We start from the raw sequence: 19721 nt of genomic DNA, 5'->3' as shown, positions 1-19721 counted from the left end.
GTACCGGATAATTCTACCAGAACAGGCCAGTCATCGGGAAAATCAGGTAAGACCTACCAGTCACCCAAGCCTACTCTTCTCCCATTCGGCAAAGATGCCGCGGGAGATCCGCCATGGACGCCATTCCGTCACTCGACGCCTACGAGCTCTCCGACCGCTACGATCGCGACGAGGGACGCGTCTTCCTCACGGGCACGCAGGGCATCGTCCGCATTGCGCTGGACCAGATCAGGCGTGACCGTGCCGCGGGGCTGAACACGGCCGGCTTCATCTCAGGCTATCGCGGCTCGCCGCTCGGCGGCGTCGATCTGGAACTGTGGCGCATCCAGGAGCGGCTGAAGCGCGACCGCATCGAATTCCTCCCCGCAGTGAACGAAGATCTTGCCGCGACCGCGGTGCTGGGCTCGCAGCAGGTCGAGACGCAAGCCGACCGCGAGGTCGATGGCGTGTTCGGGCTCTGGTATGGCAAGGGTCCCGGCGTCGACCGCTCCGGCGATGCGCTCAAGCACGGCAACGCCTACGGCTCCTCGCCGCATGGCGGCGTTCTGGTGGTCGCCGGCGACGACCATGGCTGCGTCTCATCCTCGATGCCGCACCAGTCCGACGTCGCCTTCATGAGCTGGTTCATGCCGACGTTGCACCCCGCCAGCGTCGCCGAATATCTCGAGTTCGGCGCATATGGCTATGCGCTGAGCCGCTTCTCCGGCATGTGGGTGGGCTTCAAGGCAATCTCGGAGATCGTGGAATCCGGCGCGTCCGTTGCGCTGCGCCCGCCGCGCGCCTTCCACACGCCGGACTTCGCGCCGCCGCCGGGCGGGCTGCACTATCGTTGGCCCGATCTGCCGGGGCCGCAGATCGAGGAGCGGCTGGAGGCGAAGAAGCACGCGGTCTACGCCTTCGCAAAGGCCAATCCGATCGACCGTCACATCTACGACATCCCGGGCGCCACCTACGGCATCGTCACCACGGGCAAGGCGCATCTCGATTTGATGGAAGCGCTGCGTCTGATGGGCCTGGACGAAGCGGCCTGCCGCAGCATCGGCATCGACATCTACAAGGTCGGCATGGTCTGGCCGCTGGCGCTGCATGACGCGATGGCGTTCGTGAAGGGCAAGCGCGAGATCCTCGTGGTCGAGGAGAAGCGCGGCATCATCGAGAGCCAGTTCAAGGAATATTTTTACGACTATCCCGGCGCAAAGCCCGAGCGCATGGTCGGAAAGCATGACGAGACCGGCGCGCGGCTGATCTCCTGGATCGGCGAATTGTCACCGCGTGCGCTCGCCGGGGTGCTCGCACGCCGGCTCGATCCGATGTTCCCAGGCCTGAATCTCGCCGCGCGGGCAGCGACCCTGTTGCCGGAAGCCGCCCGCACGATCAACGTCTCTGGTGCGACGCGCACGCCGTATTTCTGCTCCGGATGCCCGCACAACATTTCAACAAAAGTGCCGGAGGGGTCGAAGGCGCTGGCCGGCATCGGCTGCCATTTCATGGCGAGCTGGATGGACCGCGAGACATCGTCGCTGATCCAGATGGGCGGCGAAGGGGTGAACTGGGCGGCCTCGTCACGTTTCACCGGCAACAAGCACGTCTTCCAGAATCTCGGCGAAGGCACCTATTATCATTCGGGCTCGATGGCGATCCGGCAGGCGATCGCGGCTCAAGCCAATATCACCTACAAGATCCTGTTCAACGATGCGGTCGCGATGACCGGCGGCCAACCTGTTGACGGCCCGGTCAGCGTGCACGCCATCGCGCACAGCGTCCGCGCCGAGGGCGTTTCGCGCATCGCCTTGGTGTCGGACGATCCCACGCAATTTTCGCCAGGGGACCTGCCTGTCGGCGTGTCCATCCATCCGCGCAACGAGATGGACAGCGTGCAGCGCGAGCTGCGCGAAATCTCCGGCGTCTCAGTGCTGATCTATCAGCAGACCTGCGCCACAGAGAAACGGCGCAGGCGCAAGCGTGGTGAGATGGCCGACCCCAAACGCTTTGCTTATATCAACGATCTCGTCTGCGAAGGCTGCGGCGACTGCTCGGTCGAATCCAACTGCCTCAGCGTCGAGCCCAAGGAGACGCCGTTCGGCCGGAAGCGCCAGATCAACCTCTCATCCTGCAACAAGGACTTCTCCTGCCTCAACGGGTTCTGCCCGAGCTTCGTCACCGTTGAGGGTGCGACGCGCCGAAAGAAGAGCGCGAGCCAGATCGACGCGGTCGGCCACGCGGCCACGCTTCCCCTGCCCGCGCCCGCAACGCTCGACCGTCCCTATGATCTGCTCATCACGGGCGTCGGCGGCACTGGCGTGATCACGGTCGGCGCGCTGATCGGCATGGCGGCGCATCTCGAACGAAGCGGCGTCTCGGTGCTGGATTTTACCGGCTTTGCACAGAAATTCGGGCCGGTGCTGAGCTATATCCGGCTTGCGCCAACCCCCGAGGCGCTGCATCAGGTGCGTATCGACCAGGGCGCGGCCGATGCGCTGATCGGCTGCGACCTCGTCGTCAGTTCGTCGCCAAAGGCGTCCGGCACCTATCGGAAAGGCACGCGCGCCGCGGTCAACACCGCGGAAATGCCGACCGGTGACGTCGTCCGTTTCCGCGACGCCGATCTCGCTTCACCCGCTCGCCTGCGCGCGATCGGCCAGGTGATCGGCGACGGCAATCTCGACACCATCAACGCCAACGCGCTTGCCGAGCGCCTGCTCGGCGATGCCGTCTATGCCAACATCATCATGCTGGGCTTTGCCTGGCAGCGCGGGCTGCTGCCGGTCTCGCTGTCGGCGCTGTTGCGCGCGATCGAGCTCAACGGCGTCGCGGTCCAGCGTAACAAGCAGGCCTTTGCCTGGGGCCGGATCGCGACTGCCGATCCGGACTTTCTGCCGAAGACGGACGAGTCGCCCAAGACCGAGACGCTCGACCAATTGATCGACCGCCGCGCCGAATTCCTCACTGCTTATCAGGACCGCGTCTACGCGACGCGTTATCGGACACTCGTTGCAAACGTTCGCAATGCCGAAGCCAATTTGAACAGCGAGGCGTTGACCGAGGCCGTCGCGCGCGCCCTGTTCAAGCTGATGGCCTACAAGGACGAGTACGAGGTGGCGCGGCTGCACATGCAGGGTGGTTTCCTCGACGCGTTGAAAGGCGAGTTCGAAGGCAACTTCAGCATCCAATATCACCTCGCCCCGCCGTTCCTGCCGTCGAGGCGCGACGCCCGCGGACGTCCGCGCAAACGCGCCTTCGGGCAATGGATCCAGACACCACTTGCCATGCTCGCGCGGATGAAGGGATTGCGCGGGACGCCGTTCGATCCGTTCGGCTACACGGCGGAACGGCGCGCCGAACGGGAGCTGATCACCTGGTACGATCGCGTCATCAACCGGCTTCTCAGCGGGCTCGACGCAGCGCATCTGCCTGACCTCATCGCCATTGCAAAAGCCCCGATGGATATCCGCGGCTACGGGCCGGTTAAGGACGCCGCGATTGGAAAGGTGAAGGCCGAGGTCGAACGGCTCTTCGCCGAGCTCGATGCGCCGTCACCTGCAAAGATGCGCGCCTACGGTTGACGGGGCGCCGATGAGGCTTCAGCCTCTGAAGCTGAGGGGCGCCCTGATGGCGCTCCTGCAATCGGGTGACGCATCATGGATTTCGACCGGTTAACCCTGACCCAGGCCGTGGCCGACCTCCGCGCCGGAAAAATCACGAGCACCGCGCTCACGACGGAAGCTCTTGCCCGCGCCAAGGCCAATGCCGATCTGAATGCCTTCGTCACCCTGGACGAGGCTGGTGCCTTGAAGGCCTCGGCCGCATTCGACGCGACGGGCGACGGCAAGCCTCTCGGCGGCGTGCCCATCGTGATCAAGGACAATATCGAGGTCGCGGAGCTTCCCTGTAGCGCAGGAACGCCGGCGCTGAAGCAATACGTTCCGAAGGCTGACGCGCCTGTTGTCGCAAAGTTGCGCGCGGCGGGCGCGATCATCATCGGCAAGACCAACATGCACGAGCTCGCCTTCGGCATCTCCGGCTACAACACTGCGTTCAAGACCGGCACGGAGTTCGGCGTGCGCAACGCCTATGACCGTGCCCTGATCGCGGGCGGCTCCTCGTCTGGCACGGGTGCCGCGATCGGCGCGCGGATCGTTGCGGGCGGGCTCGGAACCGACACTGGCGGATCGGTCCGCGTGCCCGCCGCACTGAATGGATGTGCCTCGCTGCGCCCGACGGTCGGACGCTATCCGCAAGCTGGCATCGCGCCGATCTCGCACACCCGCGACACCGCGGGCCCGATGGCCGCGACCATGGCGGATGTCGAACTGCTCGACCGCGTCATTGCGGGCGGCGACGCCGTTCAACCGGCTGATCTGAAGCAGATACGAATCGGCATCGTGAGGTCGATGCTGATCAATCTTGATACCGACACCGATGCCGCCTTCCAGGCGGCGATCGCGAAAGTGAAGACACAGGGCGTCACGGTCCTCGAGATCGAGATGCCGCAGTTGGCCGAACTCAACGGCCAGGTCGGCTTTCCCATCGCGCTGTACGAGGCCTATGACGACATGGTGGCCTATCTCGCAGGCACCGGCACCGGCATCACCATCGACGCACTGGCGCGGGAGATCGCGAGCCCCGACGTCAAGGATACCTATGATGGCCTCGTGATCCCGCGCAAACTGCCTGGTCCCGACAATACCCTGGTCGATGCCGGCCCGATCTATGAGGCCGCCATCAAGTCCGCGCGTCCCGCCCTGCAGGCGCTCTACGGCAGGACCTTTGCGGACAACCGGCTCGACGCCATCGCCTTCCCCACCACGCCGCGCGTTGCGATCGCTTCCAACCCCGACGCCAGCAGCCCCGAAAATTTTGGCCTGTTCATCCAGAACACCGATCCCGGCAGCAATGCCGGGCTTCCCGGAATCCAGATTCCGATTGCGCTCGGCGCGGTCAGCAAACTGCCGATCGGGCTCGAGCTGGATGGTCCCGCAGGCAGCGATCGCTGCCTGCTTGCGGTCGGCATGGCGCTCGAAAAAGTGTTCGGGCGGCTGCCGGCGCCGCCCCGGTCATGAGTAGGGATTGATCAGCTTCTGCTGCTCGGCGCTGTGATGCACGAGCATGTCGATGAAGGTCCTGACCTTCGCCGACAGATGATGCCGGTGCGGATAGACCGCGTTCATCGACATCTCGACGGGACGATATTCTGGCAGAAGGCGAACGAGGTGACCGGCTTCGAGATCGTCCTGGACGAGAAAACCCGCCATCAGGCAGACGGCAGCGCTTTCCAGCGCCACCTTTCGCAAGGCCTCACCGCTGTTGGTGATGAAGCTGCCCGAAATTCGCACCGATGCCGGCGTGCCCTTGCGATCGAAGAAGCGCCAATCGTCGCCGAACGGATAGTTCAAGTGACGGGCGCAATTGTGCGCGGTGAGCTCATCGAGCTTCTGCACGCGACCGTGCCTTTCGAGATAGTCGTGCGAGCAGCACAGCACGTGGCGCCAGGTGGCGAGGCTGCGGACGATCAGGCTCGAATCCGGCGGTGAGGTCATGCGCAGGGCAACGTCATAACCTTCTTCGATGAGGTCGATGTCGGCTTCGCCCATGCGCAGATCAATCCTGAGCTCTGGATAGGTCGACAGGAGCTTCGCCACCACGGGCGCGACGAACGGCACCATGTGCGTGGCAACGTGGATCCGTAGCGTGCCGCGAGGCACCGACTGCAACTCGCTCGCGATATCGTCGGCCTGTTCGATATCGGCGAGGATCTGGATGCAGCGGTCGTAATAGGCCCTGCCGATCTCGGTGAGGTTGACCTTGCGCGTGGTGCGCTGGAGCAGCCTCACGCCGAGCCGGTCTTCCAGCGCCTGAACGTGATTGCTCACCATGGTGGTCGACATGTTGAGCTTACGGGCCGCTGCAGAGAAGCCGCCGGTCTCGACCACCCGGCTGAAGACTTCAAGGCTGGTCAATCGGTCCATGCAGGCTGATTATCCGCTCTTGATCGATAATCGCAAGGAATTTAGTCGGATTATCCGTCCGATCGTCCCACGGTTCGCGCATGCATTAGCAGCAATCGCGCGACAGACGCGGCAATCGCTCTGGGGCAGTTGCCCCTCTGGCTCGGTACACCCCACACCCAAGCGATGGCCCCAACTATCCACTCAAAATGGATAATCTTTCCGGCATTTTGCCGATTATCGCGCGAGTCGGGAAGACCGATACTCTCAGGCAGCCGATAGGAGATCGCGATGTCCGAGATGCCCCGCACCGAAAACTTCCAGCAAGCGACTGAAATCACTCATGATAACCCCAAGGTTCCGCTTCCGGTGCCGGCGCGGAATATCGTCCGGCGCGCGGCATTGGTGCTCGCTCTTCTCGCCGGCACGGCAGCGATTGTCCATTACGGACACGATTACTGGACCACCGGGCGCTACCTCGAGACAACCGACGACGCCTATGTGAAGGCCGACTCCACGATCGTCGCGCCAAAAGTCTCGGGCTATATCGCCAAGGTGCTGGTCAGCGACAACGAAAAGGTCAAAGCGGGCCAGGTGCTGGCAAAGATCGACGGCCGCGACTTCAAGGCGGCGCTCGACCAGGCCCGCGCCGATGTGGCTGCGGCGGAAGCGTCGGTGCGTAACCTCGATGCCCAACTCGAACTTCAGCAGCCTATCATCGAGCAGAGCACGGCTGATGTGACTGCCGCGGACGCGAATCTGAAATTCGCGCAGGAGGAGCGCGCCCGCTACGACGATTTGATGAAGTCGGGCTCCGGCACGATCCAGCGCGCCCAGCAGACTGACGCTGCGTTGCGCGCCAGCAACGCGCAACTGCAACACGCGAAGTCGGGCCTCGTGGCCGCACAGCGCAAGATCGACGTACTCACCACCCAGCGCGCGCAGGCCACAGCCCAGCTCGAACACGCGCGCGCGGTCGCGGAGCAGGCGACGCTGAATCTCTCCTACACCGAGATTGCCGCGCCGGTCGACGGCACGGTCGGCGCCCGCTCACTGCGCGTGGGACAGTTCGTGCAGGCGGGCACGCAATTGATGGCGGTGGTGCCGCTCGATGCGGTCTATGTGGTCGCCAATTTCAAGGAGACCCAGCTCACCCATGTTCGCGCCGGCCAGCCGGTCGAACTGCATGTCGACAGTTTCCGCAACCAGATCCTGCGCGGCCATGTCGACAGCCTGTCGCCGGCGAGCGGCCTCGAATTCGCACTGCTGCCGCCCGACAACGCCACCGGGAATTTCACCAAGATCGTGCAGCGCGTACCGGTGAAGATCGTGCTCGACGACCACCGCCTGACCGGGCTGCTGCGCCCCGGTATGTCGGCGCAGCCGACAGTCGACACCAAGGCGACCGTGCTGGCCGAGCGCGAGACGGCCAAGCGCCTCGCCGACAATGCGACGCGACCCAACGGCGGCTAAAGGCCAACTCCGGCAGCATTATCAAGTCCTGCCGGACGATCCTTCCAACGCTTCCTCGATTATCGAAAACACTCGCCTGATGCATCCTGCCTCCGTATCCGAGACGAGGCCTTCCATGAGCACTCTCCAACCCGCCCTGAACGCCGCTTCCGCCGCCGGCATTCCCGCTCGAGCCGCTCCCGCCACGCCGGCGGTTTCCACCAAGACCTGGATCGCCGTGATCGGCGCGACGCTCGGCGCCTTCATGGCGGTGCTGAACATCCAGATCGTCAACGCCTCGCTCGCCGACATCCAGGGCGCGATCGGCGCCGGCATCGACGACGGCGGCTGGATCTCGACCTCCTATCTGATCGCGGAGATCGTGGTGATCCCGCTGTCCGGCTGGCTGGCGCAGGTGTTTTCGATCCGCATCTATCTCCTCACCAACGCGGTCCTGTTCCTGATCCTGTCGGCCGCCTGTGCGCTGGCGCAGGACCTGCCGCAGATGATCGTGCTGCGGGCGGTGCAAGGTTTCACCGGCGGCGTGCTGATCCCGATGGCGTTCACGCTGATCATCACGTTGCTGCCGCGCGGAAAACAGCCGGTCGGGCTTGCGCTGTTTGCGCTGTCGGCGACGTTCGCGCCCGCGATCGGCCCAACCATCGGCGGTTATCTCACCGAGAATTTTGGCTGGCAGTACATCTTCTACGTCAATGTCGTCCCCGGCGCGATCATGGTCGGCATGCTCTGGTACGCGCTGGACGCAAAGCCGATGAAGCTGTCGTTGCTGCGCGACGGTGACTGGGCCGGCATCATTACCATGGCGATCGGACTGTCGGCGCTGCAGACCGTGCTGGAGGAAGGCAACAAGGACGACTGGTTCGGGTCGCCCTTCATCGTCAAGCTGTCCGTCATCGCGGCCGTTGCGCTGACCGCCTTCCTGATCATCGAGCTCACGGTCAAGAAGCCGCTGTTGAACCTGCGCCTGCTGGTGCGCCGCAATTTCGGCTTCGGCATGCTCGCGAACTTCCTGCTGGGAATCGCGCTCTACGGTTCGGTGTTCATCCTGCCGCAATATCTGGCCCGCATCCAGGGCTACAATGCCGAGCAGATCGGCATGGTGCTGGCCTGGACCGGCCTGCCGCAGCTCCTGCTGATCCCGCTGGTGCCACGCCTGATGCAGAAGCTCGATGCGCGGCTCATCATCGGCGTCGGCTTCGTCCTGTTCGCGGCCTCCAACTTCATGAACATCTACATGACCGGCAACTATGCCGCCGATCAATTGCTCTGGCCCAACGTGGTTCGTGCGATCGGGCAGGCGCTGGTGATGGCGCCGCTGTCTGCGGTGGCGACGTCAGGCATCGAACCGGAGAACGCGGGCTCGGCCTCCGGCCTGTTCAACATGATGCGCAATCTCGGTGGCGCCGTCGGCATCGCGCTGTTGCAGACCCTGCTGACCAAGCGCGAGCAGTATCACTCCAACGTGCTGATGCAGTCGGTCTCGGTGTTCGAGCAGGCGACGCGGACGCGGCTGGAACAGCTCACCCAATACTTCGTCAATCACGGCATCCTCGACCGTGCGGACGCGTCGCATCGCGCCTATGTCGCGATCGGCCATATCGTGCAGAAGCAGGCCTATATCCTCGCCTTCAGCGACACCTTCTATCTGCTCGGCGTGGCACTGATCGTCGCGTTGATCGCTACCCTCTTCCTGAGGAAGGCCGGCCATGCCTCGGCCGGCAGCGCCCACTGACATCAACCCAGCAAGCAAGGAGAACGACCATGAAACCCCGCATGAATTTCTACCAGGCCGCACCCGACACGATGAAGGCGCTGATGGCGCTGGAAGAGCAGATCCAGTCGACGGGACTGGAGAAATCGCTGATCGAGCTCGTCAAGATCCGCGCGTCGCAGATCAACGGCTGTGCCTTCTGCATCAACATGCACACCGAGGACGCCCGCAAGCGCGGCGAGACCGAGCAGCGCATCTATCTGCTCAACGCCTGGCGCGAATCCCCGCTCTACACCGACCGCGAGCGCGCCGCGCTGGCCTGGACCGAATCAGTGACGCTGATCGCCGAGACGCACGCGCCTGATGACGTCTACGAGCAGGTCCGCGCGCAATTCTCCGAGGCGGAGACGGTGAACCTGACGATGCTGATCGGAGCCATCAATGCCTGGAACAGGCTGGCGATCGCGTTCCGTGCGGTTCACCCGGTGAAGGTGAAGGCGTCGGTGGCGTGAGCTGCGCCGCTCGCAGATAAGTCTCGTAGGGTGGGCAAAGCGAAGCGTGCCCACCTTGCTTCAGCAACCGCGAGAGAAGAGGTGGGCACGGCGCAAGCGCGCCTTTGCCCACCCTACGATAGCTGAGTAGTGGTTCAAACCGCCGTCGCCTTGGCGAACTCCACATAGATCTCGCGCAGCCGCGTTGCCATCGGGCCAGGCTTGCCATCGCCGACTTGCTTGCCGTCGATCGCAACCACCGGCTGGACGAACAGCGACGCCGAGGTGGCAAAAGCTTCCTTGGCGGCGAGCGCTTCGGCGACCGTGAAGGAACGCTCCTCGACGCGGAGCTGGCGCTCTTCCGCAAGCGCCACCACCGCCTTGCGGGTGCAACCCGGCAGGATCGCGTTGGAATTCTTGCGGGTCACGATGACGTCGTCCTGGGTCAGGATGAACGCCGACGACGAGCCGCCCTCGGTGACGTAGCCGTCCTCCAGCATCCAGGCCTCGCCTGCACCGGCTTCGGCCGCGGCCTGTTTCGCAAGCACCTGGGCCAGCAGCGCGACGCTCTTGATGTCGCGCCGCTCCCAGCGGATGTCCGGCACGGTGATGACGTTGATGCCGGTCTTGGCCGACGCCGCGTTGATGATGTCCTTCTCCGAGGTGAACATCACCAGGCTCGACTTGACGTCGCCCTTGGGGAAGGCGAAGTCGCGGCCCTTGTCGGCGCCACGCGTGACCTGGAGATAGACGAGGCCATTCGCGACCTTGTTGCGCGCGATCAGCTCCTTCTGGATCTCGGTGATGCGCTCGACCGTCTCGGGCAGCTTTAGCTTAATTTCGCCGACCGAGCGCTCCAGCCGCGTCAGATGCGAGACGTTGTCGATCAGCTTGCCGTCGAGCACCGCCGAGACCTCGTAGATGCCGTCGGCGAACAGGAAACCGCGATCGAGGACCGAGATTTTAGCGTCCGAGAGCGGGACGAATGAGCCGTTGACGTAGGCGATCGAGTCCAAGGCAGGTCTCCTGGCGGGAATAAACGGAACTTCCGCTGCTATACGAAATTCGCAGGCGCCGATAAACCCTATTTGGCGTCAGACGACTAATGCGACAAAATCTTCGACAAGAACTTCTGCGCGCGGTCGCTGCGGGGCTTGCCGAAGAAATCCTCCTTCGGGGCGTCCTCGACGATCTCGCCGCGATCCATGAAGATCACGCGATTGGCGACCTTGCGGGCAAAGCCCATCTCGTGGGTGACGACCATCATGGTCATGCCCTCATGGGCGAGGTCCACCATGACGTCGAGCACCTCGCTCACCATTTCGGGGTCGAGCGCCGAGGTCGGCTCGTCGAACAGCATGACAATGGGATCCATCGCGAGCGCGCGGGCGATCGCCACGCGCTGCTGCTGGCCGCCGGACAGTTGCGCGGGAAACTTCTGCGCCTGTTCCTTCAGGCCGACGCGCTCCAGCAGTTGCATGCCTTTCGCCACCGCCTTGTCGCGCGACCGGTCGAGCACTTTCTGCTGTGCGAGGCAGAGATTGTCGATGATCTTCAGATGCGGAAACAGCTCGAAGTGCTGGAACACCATGCCGACCCGCGAGCGCAGCTTCGGCAAATTGGTCTTGGGATCGTTGACCTTGGTCCCATCGACGCTGATGTCGCCTTTCTGGAATGGCTCGAGCGCGTTGACGCATTTGATCAGCGTCGACTTGCCCGAGCCCGAGGGTCCGCAGACCACCACGACCTCGCCCTTGGTGACGCTGGTGGTGCAGTCGGTCAGCACCTGGAAGGTCGGGCTGTACCATTTGTCGACGTGGCTGATTTCGATCATGACCGATACGCTCTAACGGATGATGGCGATGCGCGCCTGGAGGCGGCGGACGCCGTAGGATGCGACACAGGAGATGGTGAAGTAGACGATTGCGGCGAACAGATACATTTCGACCAAACGACCGTCGCGCTGCGCGACCTTGCTCGCAGCTCCCAGAAAGTCGGTAATCGACAGCACGTAGACCAGCGAGGTGTCCTGGAACAGCACGATGGTCTGCGTGATCAGAACCGGCAGCATGTTGCGGAACGCCTGCGGCAGCACGATGTAGCGCATGGTCTGGGCGTAGGTCAGCCCCAGCGCGTTGGCCGCGGCAGGCTGGCCGCGCGAGATCGACTGGATGCCGGCACGCATGATCTCGGAGAAGTACGCGGCCTCGAACATGATGAAGGTGATGAGCGAGGACGCGAACGCGCCGACGCTGATGGGCCGCGACGAGCCGGTCAGCCACTGCCCGATATAGGGCACCAGGAAGTAGAACCAGAAGATCACCAGCACCAGCGGCAGCGAGCGCATGAAGTCGACATAGACGCCGGCGACGTATCCGAGCGTCTTGTAGCCGGACAACCGCATCAGCGCGATCGCCGTGCCGAAGACCAGGCCGCCGAGTGCCGCGAGCCCCGTCAGCATCAGCGTGAACGTCATGCCTTCGTAGAACAGATAGGGCAGTGCGCGGCGGATGACGTCGAAATCGAGATTGCTGAACATGGCGCTATTTCCCCGTGATGTAGCCGGGGATCGCGACCCAGCGCTCGAGGAAGCGCATCGCGGTCACGACGACGACGTTGACGAGGAGATAAAGCAGGGTCGCGGCGGTAAAGGCCTCGAACACCTGGAACGAGAATTCCTGCATCGAGCGCGCCTGTCCGGTGAGCTCGAGCAGGCCGATGGTGATGGCCACGGCCGTGTTCTTGATGGTGTTGAGGAATTCGGAGGTCAGCGGCGGCAGGATGATGCGGAACGCCATCGGCAGCAGCACGTAGCGGTAGCCCTGCACAGTGGTCAGGCCCAGCGCAGTCGCGGCCATCCTCTGCCCGCGCGGTAATGAGCCGACGCCGGCCTGCAATTGCACTGCGACGCGCGCCGACATGAAGAAGCCGATGCCGATCGCCGCCGTCCAGAACGGTGCGTTCGGCATTTGCTTCAGCCAAGTGCCGGCCGATTTCGGCAGCAATTCCGGCAGCACGAAGAACCACAGAAACAGCTGCACCAGCAGCGGCATGTTACGGAAGAATTCGACCCAGCAAAAGCCGATCCAGGACGCGGTCTTTGACGGCAATGTGCGCAGCACGCCGACGATCGTGCCGAAAATCAGCGCGATGATCCAGGCGAGCACGCCTGTCTTGAGGGTCAGCACCAGTCCCGACAGCAGCATGTCGAGATAGGTGCCGGTCCCCATCGGGTTGGGCTCGAAGAAAATTCCCCAGTTCCAGTGGTAGTTCACGTGTCCCCCGCGCGAACGCGCCAATCACAGATGTCCCGGGCGCCTATGCAAATGTCCGGCCACCCTGGTGTCAAGAGTGGCCGGACATCATTTTGATCCCCAAGTCCTGATTCCAGGACGGATCGGAGCTTACTTATAGTCGTCCGGATTCGGCGAGTCGCTCGGCTTGGCGAACTCGTGCTTCAGCTCGGGCGAGATCGGGGTGTTGAGGTTGAGACCCTTCGGCGGGATCTTGGCCGTGAACCATTTGTCGTAGATTTTCTGGCCCTCGCCGGAGGTGTAGACCGCAGCGGTCGCCGCATCGACCACCTTCTTGAACGGCGCGTCGTCCTTGCGCAGCATGATGGCGTAGGGCTCAGGCTTGGAGAACGCGTCCTTGGAGATAACGTAGTCGTCCGGCGACTTGGAGCCGGCAACGAGGCTCGCGAGCAGGATGTCGTCCATCACGAAGGCGACCGCGCGGTCGGTCTCGACCATCAGGAAGGATTCGGCGTGATCCTTGGCCGGAATGATGTTGGCGCCGAGGCTTTTCGCAACATTGGCTTCGGTGAGCTGCTTGATGTTGGTGGTGCCGGCAGTCGAGACCACCGTCTTGCCCTTGAGGTCGTCGATCGACTTCAGGCCGCTTGATTTTTTGAAGACGTAGCGGCTGGCGGTCAGGAAGTGGGTATTGGTGAAGGCGACCTGCTTCTGGCGTTCGACATTGTTGGTGGTCGAGCCGCATTCGAGGTCGATGGTGCCGTTGGCCATCAGCGGAATGCGGGTCGCCGAGGTCACCGGGTTGAGCTTCACCTCGAGCTTGTCGAGCTTGAGCTCCTTCTTCACGGCGTCGACGATCTTGTAGCAGATGTCCATCGCGAATCCGATGGGCTTCTGGTTGTCGTCGAGATAGGAGAACGGAATCGAGGAGTCGCGGAAGCCCAGCGTGATGGCGCCGGTGTCCTTGATGTTCTTCAGCGTACCGGTCAGCTCCTCGGCCCCAGCCTGGCTGACGGCGAAGGTCGCGGCGAGCGCGAGGCCGATGCTACGGAAGTGTTTCACTTTTTGGTCCCCTTTCAGGATGATGCCGGCGGGATGCAAGCACAAAACAAGCCGGAATAGAATGTGACTTTCGACTGGATGGCGGCTCAGGTTAACGCTCAGGTTAGCGGGCGTGTTAGCGGACGTGTGAGCGGTCCTGGCAATTCCCCGAGATCCCAGAACAGGCCGGCCATCACCGTCAAGGCCTCTTCGGTCAATGGCAGCAGGATGTGCTCATTGGGCGCATGCTGGGAGCAGCCGGGATAGGAGTGCGGCACCCAGATCGTCGGCAGGCCCAGGATTTCGGAAAACACGTCGTTGGGCAGCGAGCCGCCGAAGTTCGGCAGCACCGCCGGCACCTTGCCGGTGGTCTCCTGCACCGAATCCGCCGCCCATTTGATCCAGGGGCTGTCGAAATCGGTGCGCGAGGCGGCAAAGCTCTGCGCCGCCCGCACCTCGACCATCGGAAAACCCTTCTGGACCAGATGTGCGCGGACGGCGTCGATCAGGCCGTCGATTTTGGTGCCGACCACGAAACGCAGTTGCAGCACGGCATTGGCGTGGCCGGGAATGGCGTTGGCCGGCTTCTCGATATTGCCGGATGACATCGCCAGCACTTCGAGCGTGTTCCAGGCATAGAGCCGCTCGGCCGCCGACAGCCCTTCTTCGCCCCAGCTCTCAGCGAGCGCCGGCTCGTCCTCGGTCGGCACCACCTGCACGTCGGCAAGATAGCTGCGGATCTGGTTGGTGAGCCGGGGCGGCTTCAGCGCATCGAGCTGAAGGCGGCCGTGGCCGTCGACCAGCGTCGAGATCGCGTTGACCAGAACGGTCGCAGGGTTGGCAAGCACGCCGCCCCAATTACCGGAATGATGTCCGCCGTCACGAAGGTTCACATCGAGATGAATGCGTATGCCGCCGCGGCAGCCGAGGAACAGTGTGGGGCGGTCGGCGGACAGGCGTGGCCCGTCCGAGGCCATGAACAGATCGGCCCTGAGCGCATCGCGATTGAGATCGCAGACCTTGCCGAGATCGGGCGAGCCGATCTCCTCGCCCATCTCGACGACGAACTTGGCGTTGAAACCGAGCTTGCCGCCGCGGGCGTCGCGCACCGCGCGGAGTGCCGCCATGTTGATGCTGTGCTGGCCCTTGTTGTCGGCGGTGCCGCGGCCATAGAGGCGCGTACCCGCAACCGTCGTGCGCCAGGGATCGCGGCCGTCGCGCCACTCGCCCTCCATGCCGTCGACGACGTCGCCATGACCGTAGATCAGCACGGTCGGCGCCGTCTCGCTCTCGTGGTGCTCGGCGAACAGAAACGGCGCCTTGCCGTTGGGAGATTCGACCATGCGGCTTTCGAAGTCGAGCGCGGCGAAAGCGGGCACCATCTCCTGTTCCAGATAGGCGCGCAGCTCGACGCTCCGGTTCGGATTCTGGCTCTCGGTCCGGTAGGCGACGCGACGGTCGAGTTCGGCGAGGAACACGCCGGATTTGAAATCGTCACGGGCGCGGGCGATGGCATCGGCTCTGGTCATTATTTTCTTTTTTAGGTTGCGAGACGAAGGAGCATACCCGAGACGGGCAGGCCTCCGAAAGTGGCGGGGACTTCGATAGTCTTGGGATTTCGTTCTTGCTCTCTTGAGATTGGCTTGCCAAGCGCAGCAGCACCGCTGATTTTGGCCTTGCCAAGGTCGAGTTATATGCAAGAACTTCGCCAAGTTCGGGCGCAGCTCTATCATTCGAAGAGCGCCCGGTACAGGGCGCCGGGGGACCATCATGGCCAAGCAGATCAGGCTCAACGCTTTTGCGATGAATTGCGTCGCGCACCAGTCACCGGGCCTGTGGACCCATCCGCGGGACCGCACTGCCGAATATAACCGCCTGCCCTACTGGATCGATCTCGCCAAAACGCTGGAGCGCGGCCGCTTCGATGGCCTGTTCCTGGCTGACGTACTCGGGGTCTACGACGTCTATGGCAACAGCCCTGACGCAGCCTTGCGCAATGCAGCGCAGACGCCGTCGAACGAACCGCTGCTGCTGCTGTCGGCGATGGCGGCGGTGACGCAGAATCTCGGCTTCGGCGTCACCAGCAATCTTTCCTTCGAGCCGCCCTATCCGTTCGCGCGGCGGATGTCGACGCTGGATCATCTCACCGAGGGACGGATCGGCTGGAACGTCGTCACCGGTTATCTCGACAGCGCCGCGCGCGGGGCCGGCAAGGACAAGCAGACCGGACATGACGACCGCTACGAGATCGCAGACGAATATATGGAGGTCGTCTACAAGCTCTGGGAAGGGAGCTGGGAGGACGACGCCGTGCTGCGCGACCGCAAGCGCGGCATCTTCACCGATCCCACAAAAATCCATCGCATCAACCACGAGGGCGCGAACTACCGCATCAACAACACCATTCACCTCAGCGAGCCGTCGCCGCAGCGGACGCCCGTGCTGTATCAGGCCGGCACCTCGCCGCGCGGACGGCAGTTCGCGGCGAAGCATGCCGAATGCGTGTTCATGTCCGGGCCGTCGGCCAAGGTGATCGCGCCGCGCGTGTCGGCGATCCGTCAGGAGGCCGCCGCGTTCGGCCGCAATCCCGCGGAGATCCTGATGTTCTCGATGATGACGATCATCCTCGGCAACACGGAAGCCGAAGCGGCGGCCAAATATGCCGACTACCGGTCGCATATCAGTCCGGAAGGCGCGTTGGCCCTCATGTCGGGATGGACCGGCATCGACTTCTCCGGCTACGAGCTCGATCAGCAGGTGCGCCATGTCCAGAACGATGCCGGCCGCAGCGCACTCGATAACGTCACCCGCGCCGATCCCGACCGCGTCTGGACCGTGCGCGACGTCATCGAGCATGTCGGCGTCGGCGGGGCCGGTCCTGTCGTGGTCGGCACGCCGGAGATGGTCGCAGACAAGATCGAGGCGTGGTTCGAGGCGACCGATGTCGACGGCCTCAATGTCGCCTTCGCGATCTCGCCCGGTGATTTCGAGGATATCGCCGACATGCTGGTGCCGGAGCTGACGCGGCGTGGAAGATACAAGAAAGAGTATGCGCAGGGCACGCTGCGGGAGAAGCTGTTTGGCGAGGGGCGCGCGCGGCTAGGTGCGCCGCATCCGGCGGCGGGGTTCAGGGTGGGGAAGACGGGGTAGTGCCGCTGCCGCCTCCTCGTCATTGCGAGCGAAGCGAAGCAATCCAGGATCCCTCCGCGGAAACAATCTGGATTGCTTCGTCGCTTCGCTCCTCGCAATGACGGCGGTTGATGTGCCTACACCTTCCCGTCCACCATCACCTCGATCAGCTTCGTCCCCGGACGGTTGAACGCCGACGCCAGCGTCGCCTTTAGCTCCCGCGGATCGCTGACCTTGATCGCCTCGCATCCCAGCGCCTTCGCGATCCCGGCGAAGTCCACTGGCGGATCGACAAAATCCATGCCGACGTAATTGTCGTCGCCATGGAATGCGAGCAGGCGCTGCTTGATGATGCGGTAGCCGCCATTGTTGGCGATGACGACATTGAGCGGCAGCTTGTGATGCGCCGCGGTCCACAGCGATTGGATCGAATACATCGCGCTGCCGTCGCCGGAGAAACAGACGACCGGCCGATCCGGATTGGCAATGCTGGCGCCGACCGAGGCCGGCAGGCCCCAGCCGATGCCGCCGGAGGCGAGACCGTGATAGCCGAAGCGGTCGCGGTGCGCACGCAACGCCGTGATCTGGCGGCTGGAGGTGAGGCCTTCGTCGACCAGGATGGCGTTTTCGGGCATGGCCTCCACCATTTGCAACACCAGCCAGTCCGGATCGATGGGGCTACGGTCCGCGGCCTTGCCGATCTGCTCCACCAGCGCGCCGCGCCGCGCGGTCCAGTTCTGCGGTGCGAGCTCGGCGAGACGTTGTTTCGCGCGGCTCGCCAGGGCAACGCCGCCCATCTCCTTCAGCACCGGAATCAACGCGCGCAACGTCTCCTTCAGATCCGCCTTCAGCGCGATCTCGGCGCCGTAGTTCTTGGCAATCTCCCAATCGGCGAGGCCGACCTGCACGATGCCGAGACCATCCGGTAGCGCATCGACCTCGCTATAGACCGACATCCGCAGGGGATCGCCGCCGAGCGCGATCAGAAGATCGTAGGGTGCGAGCATGTCGCGCGCGACCTTCTGCACGCGCGCCAGCGTGCCGACGAAGCTCGGGCTCTCGGAGAGAAAGTGCGAACCGTAGGGCGTCGAGGACTGATAGGCGGCCGCCCCCAGCAGCTCGGCGAGTTCGGCGGCCTCCTTCAGCGCGTCACTCTTGACCACCTCATCCATGGTAACGATTACGGGGCGCTCGGCCTTGAGCAGGCGCGCGGCAAAAGCCTTCAGCGCCTCGTCCGACGGCTTTGTGCGCGCGTCGATGCGGGTGGAGCGGCCGAGACCGATGCCGGCCTCGCTGTTGAGGATGTCGCCGGGTAGCGAGATGAACACCGGCCCGGTCGGCGGCGTCGTCGCAACCTTGGCGGCGCGGCGAACGATGCGCGGCAGATCCTCCAGCCGCGTCACCTCGACGGCCCATTTCACCAGCGGCTCGGCCATGCGCACCAGCGGCCCATACAGCACCGGCTCCATCAAGCCGTGTCCTTGCTCCTGCTGGCCGGCGGTGAGGATCATCGGCGTGCCCGTGAACTGGGCGTTGTAGAGCGAGCCCATCGCGTTGCCGAGGCCGGGTGCGACATGGACGTTGCAGGCGACAAGCTTGCCGGAGGCGCGGCTATATCCATCCGCGATCGCCACCACCAGGCTCTCCTGCATCGCCATCACATAGGTGAGGTCGGGATGGTCCTTCAGCGCATGCATGATCGGCAGCTCGGTGGTGCCGGGATTGCCGAACAGATGCGTGATGCCCTCGTCCTTGAGCAGCGCGAGAAAGGCGGAGCGGCCGGTGATCTTGTTCTTCATGTTTCCTCCAGGCCCGCGGGCGCTGCCGCGAGGACTGAAAGCATGATGGCCGAAAGCGCGGGACGCGCGCAATGGAGAGCGGTCATGGCTGCGTTGCGCGGGACGGTCTCATGTCCCGGACGCGGCGCAACGTGCAACGTTGCGACGCAGAGCCGGGACCCAGATTTGCGCCGAGTTCGCTGAGGCATGGGCCCCGGCTCAGCAGCGCGGCACTTCGCACCGCACTGCGTCCGGGGCACGAGAGTGGAGTGCGCTACATCTCCGCGCGCACCAGATCGAACGGATCTTCGCCGCTGGCTCGCTTTTTCTTTTTCGAGCGCTGCCAGACCACGCCCGGAAAACCCGTCAGCGGCACCAGCGGCTCGCCGGTATAGGCCCATTCCTGAAGCTCTTCGATTGCGATGTGATAGAGCGGCTGGCGGCCGGTGCGCTCCTTGAACAGCGCGCGGGGAATGTTGACCATGTGCGGGCCGCGTGGGCGCTCGTACGTGATCGGCGTGCCGCAATGCGTGCAGAAGCTGCGCGCGGTCTTTGTCGCCTTGTCCTCGTAGCGGCTGAGCGCCGTTTTCCCCGAAATGATGCGAAACCGCTTCTTCCAGCTGCCGACATAGGTCGCATAGGCAGCGCCGTGGGCGCGACGGCTGGCGGCGGAATGATCGTGCCAGGCCCAGCGTGCGGGGACGTCGATCTCGAAGGTGATCTTGCCGCAGAGGCATTGGCCGGTGGCAATACCTGCGGCGACTGCGGCTTTGGCCATGGTGCTTCCCTCATCGTCTTTGCGAGCGCAGCGAAGATTCCATGGGGAGTGGATAGCGACCAAGTCTGAGGCCAGACTGAGGTTGCAATACCACCCAACCTGGAGACGACGATGTTGCTCG

General features: G+C 63.8%; 15 protein-coding genes. 6 read left to right on the top strand and 9 right to left on the bottom strand.

Translation table 11 applies throughout. The features are described from left to right. Positions 1 to 113 precede the first annotated feature (113 nt). Together ABIB06_RS34010 and iaaH are read left to right on the top strand one after the other, a co-directional pair. Positions 114 to 3563, top strand: a complete 3450-nt coding sequence (locus ABIB06_RS34010) for an indolepyruvate ferredoxin oxidoreductase family protein (RefSeq protein WP_354069931.1) — start codon at positions 114 to 116, stop codon at positions 3561 to 3563. 75 nt (positions 3564 to 3638) lie between these two features. Then, complete coding sequence (gene iaaH, locus ABIB06_RS34005) at positions 3639 to 5060, top strand: indoleacetamide hydrolase (protein WP_354069928.1); 1422 nt, start codon at positions 3639 to 3641, stop codon at positions 5058 to 5060. On the opposite strand, the gene ABIB06_RS34000 is transcribed toward iaaH, so the two are convergent. Further along, the gene (locus tag ABIB06_RS34000) at positions 5055 to 5966 is read right to left on the bottom strand and encodes a LysR family transcriptional regulator (RefSeq protein WP_247339755.1); all 912 of its coding nucleotides are present in this window, start codon (positions 5964 to 5966) and stop codon (positions 5055 to 5057) included. The genes iaaH and ABIB06_RS34000 overlap by 6 nt on opposite strands. A 270-nt stretch (positions 5967 to 6236) precedes the next feature. Between ABIB06_RS34000 and ABIB06_RS33995 the strand changes: the two genes are divergently transcribed. The 3 genes from ABIB06_RS33995 (at position 6237) to ABIB06_RS33985 (ending at position 9641) form a co-directional block, all read left to right on the top strand. Next, positions 6237 to 7418, top strand: a complete 1182-nt coding sequence (locus tag ABIB06_RS33995) for an HlyD family secretion protein (RefSeq protein ID WP_354052293.1) — start codon at positions 6237 to 6239, stop codon at positions 7416 to 7418. 115 nt (positions 7419 to 7533) lie between these two features. Beyond that, positions 7534 to 9150, top strand: a complete 1617-nt coding sequence (locus ABIB06_RS33990) for an MDR family MFS transporter (protein WP_354052294.1) — start codon at positions 7534 to 7536, stop codon at positions 9148 to 9150. A gap of 29 nt (positions 9151 to 9179) precedes the next feature. Further along, positions 9180 to 9641, top strand: a complete 462-nt coding sequence (locus ABIB06_RS33985; RefSeq protein WP_354052295.1) for a carboxymuconolactone decarboxylase family protein — start codon at positions 9180 to 9182, stop codon at positions 9639 to 9641. 134 nt (positions 9642 to 9775) lie between these two features. On the opposite strand, the gene ABIB06_RS33980 is transcribed toward ABIB06_RS33985, so the two are convergent. From ABIB06_RS33980 to ABIB06_RS33955, 6 genes are all read right to left on the bottom strand, one after another. Further along, positions 9776 to 10636 carry a D-amino-acid transaminase gene (locus ABIB06_RS33980; protein WP_354052296.1) on the bottom strand — a complete coding sequence of 287 codons (861 nt, stop codon included), beginning with the start codon at positions 10634 to 10636 and terminating at the stop codon, positions 9776 to 9778. Positions 10637 to 10722: 86 nt separating this feature from the next. Then, positions 10723 to 11454, bottom strand: coding sequence for an amino acid ABC transporter ATP-binding protein (locus ABIB06_RS33975; protein WP_247339745.1), 732 nt, complete (start codon positions 11452 to 11454; stop codon positions 10723 to 10725). Between the two features lie 12 nt (positions 11455 to 11466). Further along, positions 11467 to 12159, bottom strand: coding sequence for an amino acid ABC transporter permease (locus ABIB06_RS33970; protein ID WP_247339744.1), 693 nt, complete (start codon positions 12157 to 12159; stop codon positions 11467 to 11469). A 4-nt stretch (positions 12160 to 12163) separates the two neighbouring features. Further along, on the bottom strand, positions 12164 to 12895 hold the full coding sequence (locus tag ABIB06_RS33965; protein ID WP_247339743.1) for an amino acid ABC transporter permease: 732 nt from the start codon (positions 12893 to 12895) through the stop codon (positions 12164 to 12166). Positions 12896 to 13024: 129 nt separating this feature from the next. Beyond that, on the bottom strand, positions 13025 to 13936 hold the full coding sequence (locus ABIB06_RS33960; protein WP_247339742.1) for an amino acid ABC transporter substrate-binding protein: 912 nt from the start codon (positions 13934 to 13936) through the stop codon (positions 13025 to 13027). 98 nt (positions 13937 to 14034) lie between these two features. After that, positions 14035 to 15444 (bottom strand): M20 family metallopeptidase, encoded by a 1410-nt coding sequence (locus ABIB06_RS33955; protein WP_354052299.1) that lies wholly within the window; start codon positions 15442 to 15444, stop codon positions 14035 to 14037. Positions 15445 to 15685: 241 nt separating this feature from the next. On the opposite strand from ABIB06_RS33955, the gene ABIB06_RS33950 reads away from it, so the two are divergent. Beyond that, entirely contained in the window at positions 15686 to 17065 is a 1380-nt protein-coding gene (locus ABIB06_RS33950) for an LLM class flavin-dependent oxidoreductase (protein ID WP_354052301.1), read from the top strand. Between the two features lie 116 nt (positions 17066 to 17181). On the opposite strand, the gene ABIB06_RS33945 is transcribed toward ABIB06_RS33950, so the two are convergent. Both ABIB06_RS33945 and ABIB06_RS33940 read right to left on the bottom strand, forming a co-directional pair. After that, positions 17182 to 18843, bottom strand: a complete 1662-nt coding sequence (locus ABIB06_RS33945; protein ID WP_354052303.1) for a thiamine pyrophosphate-binding protein — start codon at positions 18841 to 18843, stop codon at positions 17182 to 17184. A gap of 253 nt (positions 18844 to 19096) precedes the next feature. Next, positions 19097 to 19600, bottom strand: a complete 504-nt coding sequence (locus ABIB06_RS33940; RefSeq protein WP_354052305.1) for a GFA family protein — start codon at positions 19598 to 19600, stop codon at positions 19097 to 19099. Positions 19601 to 19721: the final 121 nt, after the last annotated feature.

The sequence above is a fragment of the Bradyrhizobium sp. LB8.2 genome (assembly GCF_040548035.1).
In the GTDB taxonomy this organism is placed as follows: Bacteria; Pseudomonadota; Alphaproteobacteria; order Rhizobiales; family Xanthobacteraceae; genus Bradyrhizobium.
This window is presented reverse-complemented; position numbering and strand designations above follow the sequence as displayed.

Bases quoted from the DNA above. Each gene is read 5' to 3' on its own strand.
- ABIB06_RS33990 (WP_354052294.1), top strand. From the start codon at position 7,534: ATGAGCACTCTCCAACCCGCCCTGAACGCCGCTTCCGCCGCCGGCATT.
- ABIB06_RS33995 (WP_354052293.1), top strand. From the start codon at position 6,237: ATGTCCGAGATGCCCCGCACCGAAAACTTCCAGCAAGCGACTGAAATC.
- ABIB06_RS33970 (WP_247339744.1), bottom strand. From the start codon at position 12,159: ATGTTCAGCAATCTCGATTTCGACGTCATCCGCCGCGCACTGCCCTAT.
- ABIB06_RS33975 (WP_247339745.1), bottom strand. From the start codon at position 11,454: ATGATCGAAATCAGCCACGTCGACAAATGGTACAGCCCGACCTTCCAG.
- ABIB06_RS33985 (WP_354052295.1), top strand. From the start codon at position 9,180: ATGAAACCCCGCATGAATTTCTACCAGGCCGCACCCGACACGATGAAG.
- ABIB06_RS33940 (WP_354052305.1), bottom strand. From the start codon at position 19,600: ATGGCCAAAGCCGCAGTCGCCGCAGGTATTGCCACCGGCCAATGCCTC.
- ABIB06_RS34000 (WP_247339755.1), bottom strand. From the start codon at position 5,966: ATGGACCGATTGACCAGCCTTGAAGTCTTCAGCCGGGTGGTCGAGACC.
- ABIB06_RS33955 (WP_354052299.1), bottom strand. From the start codon at position 15,444: ATGACCAGAGCCGATGCCATCGCCCGCGCCCGTGACGATTTCAAATCC.
- ABIB06_RS33950 (WP_354052301.1), top strand. From the start codon at position 15,686: ATGGCCAAGCAGATCAGGCTCAACGCTTTTGCGATGAATTGCGTCGCG.
- ABIB06_RS34010 (WP_354069931.1), top strand. From the start codon at position 114: ATGGACGCCATTCCGTCACTCGACGCCTACGAGCTCTCCGACCGCTAC.
- iaaH (WP_354069928.1), top strand. From the start codon at position 3,639: ATGGATTTCGACCGGTTAACCCTGACCCAGGCCGTGGCCGACCTCCGC.
- ABIB06_RS33945 (WP_354052303.1), bottom strand. From the start codon at position 18,843: ATGAAGAACAAGATCACCGGCCGCTCCGCCTTTCTCGCGCTGCTCAAG.